Source organism: Solimicrobium silvestre, assembly GCF_002976435.1.
Taxonomy (GTDB): Bacteria; Pseudomonadota; Gammaproteobacteria; order Burkholderiales; family Burkholderiaceae_D; genus Solimicrobium; species Solimicrobium silvestre.
Window position 1 is genome coordinate 1 of sequence record NZ_PUGF01000050.1, and the last position, 4,056, is coordinate 4,056.

The following is a 4,056-nucleotide window of genomic DNA, read 5'->3' on the forward strand; positions in this document are numbered from 1 at the left end:
TATATATACTTATTAAATAAAGAAAGAGAAAAGGAAAACTGTAAAAATTTCATTCTCAAAAAAAATTAAAAATCAAAACCAAATACAGAAATTAAGCTTTTAAAGTCCTTAGAAGCATTTAAAAAATAAAAACATGGCTTGATAGGGAATTACATAAAAAAATCGTTCTAGGAGGTTTAAAACCAAGCTAATGAGTCTTCATACCGATAAAGCTTCAGTCGAAAAAAAAGCATCCCGAAGGATGCTTTTAATATTAATTATTAAAAATTTAACTATTTAATGTCATCAAACTCGCATTTCCACCTGCAGCAGTCGTATTAATACAAACTGCACGCTCAGCTAACAGCCTCCAGAGAGGCACCACTTCGTTTTCAGAGGTTTCAACCACCGTGGTTATCCATTCCTCCTGAAATGCAATCACCGGTCTTAAAGACGCCAACAATGATGTTTCTATTAAAGCCACCTGAGAAAGAAGCGCATCAACTTCACTAACTTGAATAGCGTTTTTAATAATATCAGGCAAACTAGCAGGAATTAAGCTTAAGGTTGCATTAGACATAACAGGAATATTTTCAGTAGCAAGAACTGCTGCAAGTTGATTTAACAATGTATTCACATTGCTTGCTGCACAGAAAATTCGCCCTCGTGGTGCAAACGCTAATGTATTTCGCTCGCCAGTCGGTCCTGGTAAAACTAAACTCATTTTTCGTGGTGTCGTTAATGCATAGTGTTCTGCAAATACAGCGAGTTTTTCATGTCCGTGAGTTTTTAACCAAACGAGCAACGTATTCAGCAAATCGGAAGATGGTCGTTCAAATACACTGTGGCCGTGAATTTGATCATTGCTATGTTGTTGCAAGCGTTTTAAATACAACGGTCCGCCAGCTTTTGGGCCGGTACCAGATTTTCCTTCGCCGCCAAACGGTTGAACACCAACCACGGCACCAACAATATTCCGGTTCACATAAATATTGCCGACATGCGCATGCTCAATCACATATTGAATAGTTTCATCAATTCGTGAATGAACGCCTAACGTTAAGCCATAACCAGTTTGATTAATTTGTTCGATTAGTTGTGGTAATTCATCGCGCTTATAACGGATTACATGCAAAACAGGACCAAATGTTTCATTTTTTAAGGCGGCTAAAGAAGATATTTCGATTACGGTCGGCGCAACAAAATGTCCTTCATTGCATTCTTCAGAAAGTGGTAACTGATGGAATGAAATCGCATTTGGACGTAGCTCATCGATATGGGATAACAATTTATTTTTAGCTTCTAAATCGATCACTGGGCCAATATCAATAGAAAGCCGATCAGGATTACCGATACGTAATTCTTGCATTGCGCCATACAGCATTTGCATGGTTTTATCGAAAATATCGTGCTGCAAACAAAGCACGCGCAATGCAGAACAGCGTTGCCCTGCACTATCAAACGCGGAACTCAATACGTCCTGAACAACTTGTTCAGGTAAAGCACTACTATCAACAATTAATGCGTTTTGACCGCCAGTTTCAGCAATCAAAGGAATTTCGCATTGTTCAGCAACCGAGCGTTTCGCCAATGTTTGATTAATTAATTGGGCAACTTCGGTTGAGCCGGTAAATATCACACCTTTAACACGAATATCAGCAACTAACTTAGCGCCGACCGTTTCGCCACGACCAGGTAAAAATTGCAATGCAGTGGTTGGAATCCCCGCTTTATGCAGTAATTGAATGGCGCGGAAAGCAATTAATGGTGTTTGTTCTGCCGGTTTAGCTAATACAACATTTCCAACCGCTAATGCAGCGCTTACTTCGCCTAAAAATATCGCTAAAGGGAAATTCCAAGGACTAATACAAACGACCGGACCTAAAGCGTTAGTCGTTGAGATCACTAAAATTTGCGCAGCGTAATACCGTAAAAAATCGACCGCTTCGCGGACTTCTGCGACCGCATTCGGAAATGATTTACCGGCTTCACGAATTGCCAGAGCAATAAATTCAACATGATTTGACTCAAGTAAATCAGCGGCTTTATTCAAGCAGGCTGCACGATCTTTAGGTAATGTTTTATTCCATTCATTGGCATGGGTAGCAGCCGCTTGCAAGGCAATTTCTAAATCATGACTATTAGCTTCAATGACATGCCCGACAATATCGGTATGCAAAGCAGGATTGGTAATAACATGACTCGTCGTTGCATTAGCAATGCCATGTAACAGCGGTTTTGCATGCCATTTATGCGAAGAGAATTGAGTTATTTCATGCGACAACACCCGAAGATTTTGTTCATTTGAAAAATCAAAGCCGGCAGAATTTTTACGTTCCTGGCCAAATAAATTTAACGGTAAATGAATTCCAGAATGCGGTAAGCCGGCTAATTTTTCAGCCACCGTAATTGGATTTTCTACTAAAGAATCTAAAGAAATAGATTCATCGACAATCTGATTTACAAACGATGAATTTGCACCATTTTCAAGTAAACGACGCACTAAATAAGCCAACAACGTTTCATGTGAACCGACTGGCGCATAAATACGGCAGGGACGATTTAATTTATCGGCACCAACAACTTTGTCGTACAAGGTTTCACCCATGCCGTGCAAGCACTGGAATTCGTAATCGGTAATTTTTTGCTGCTCGGCCCAGGTATAAATGGTGGCTAACGTCAGCGCGTTGTGGGTTGCAAATTGCGGATAAATAACGTCGGTTGCAGCAAGTAATTTTTGAGCACAAAGTAAATAAGAAACGTCGGTATACACCTTGCGGGTATAAACCGGATAACCGCTCATTCCATCAACCTGGGCGCGTTTAATTTCAGAATCCCAGTAAGCGCCCTTCACTAAACGCACCATAAATTTTTGCTTACTACGGCGCGCTAAATCGATTAAAAAATCGAGTACATAAGGGCAGCGTTTTTGATAAGCCTGGATCACAATTCCCAAACCTTCAAAGCCAGCCAAATCAGCATCGAATGCCAGCGCTTCGATTAAATCTAGCGATAATTCCAGGCGGTCGGCTTCTTCAGCGTCAATATTAAAGCCAATGTTGTACTGTTTCGCCAGAACTAGTAATTTTTTTAAGCCAGGTAATAATTCTTCCATAACGCGGCTGCGTTGCGCGCGTGAATAACGTGGGTGAAGTGCGGACAATTTAACCGAAATTCCCGGGCCATTTTTAATCCCGCGGCCAGCGGCAGCACGGCCGATCGCATGTATCGCGGTTTCATACGCCGAAAAATAGAAAGCGGCATCTTTTGCCGTGAGCGCCGCTTCGCCCAGCATGTCGTAGGAATAACGATAGCCGCGTTTTTCATTTTCCTGGCTATTTTTTAATGCTTCTTCAATTGTTTGTCCGGTGACGAATTGGTTGCCCAACATACGCATTGCTAGATCAACCCCTTTACGGATTAACGGTTCGCCACCTTTGGAAATGAGTTTTGATAATGCCGAAGCTAATCCGCGTTCGCTATTGGTTGAAACCAGTTTTCCTGTAACCAATAAACCCCAAGTCGCCGCATTGACGAATAAGGAAGGTGATTCACCTAAATGCTTGCGCCAGTCGCCCTTACTTATTTTGTCAGCAATTAAACGATCAACTGTTTGGTGATCTGGAATGCGTAATAAGGCTTCCGCCAAACACATTAATGCCACGCCTTCTTCGGAAGAAAGTGAAAATTCATGCATTAGCGCATCAACTCCGGAAGCGCGAGTACGTTGCTCCCTAACCTCTTTCACTAGTTTTTTTGCTAAAACCTGGATAGGCGCATGATCAAATGGGGTCAGCTGATCTAATAAAGTTTGTACGGCATGTGCTTCGTCAGGTCGATACGCGTTCGTAATGGCAAGTCGTAATGCGGTTGGCTGTGCTAATACTTCCGAGTGTAAAAATGTGAAAGGTTGGGTCATTTTGTTTGGGAGACAGTGAGGAGCTATAAAGCAAAAATGAAAAATATGATAAATAATTATGTACCACAAAGAAACTTTTTATCAATAACGTAGTCTAATGCTCCGCTCTTTATATGTAGTCAAACCGTTTTTAAAAAGAGAGGGCATTTATCCATTAC

Annotated in this window: 1 protein-coding gene; it reads right to left on the bottom strand. The window is 41.3% G+C overall.

The features are described 5' to 3' along the window. Positions 1–268 precede the first annotated feature (268 nt). Positions 269–3,898 (bottom strand): trifunctional transcriptional regulator/proline dehydrogenase/L-glutamate gamma-semialdehyde dehydrogenase, encoded by a 3,630-nt coding sequence (gene putA, locus S2091_RS23600; RefSeq protein WP_105534429.1) that lies wholly within the window; start codon positions 3,896–3,898, stop codon positions 269–271. Positions 3,899–4,056: the final 158 nt, after the last annotated feature.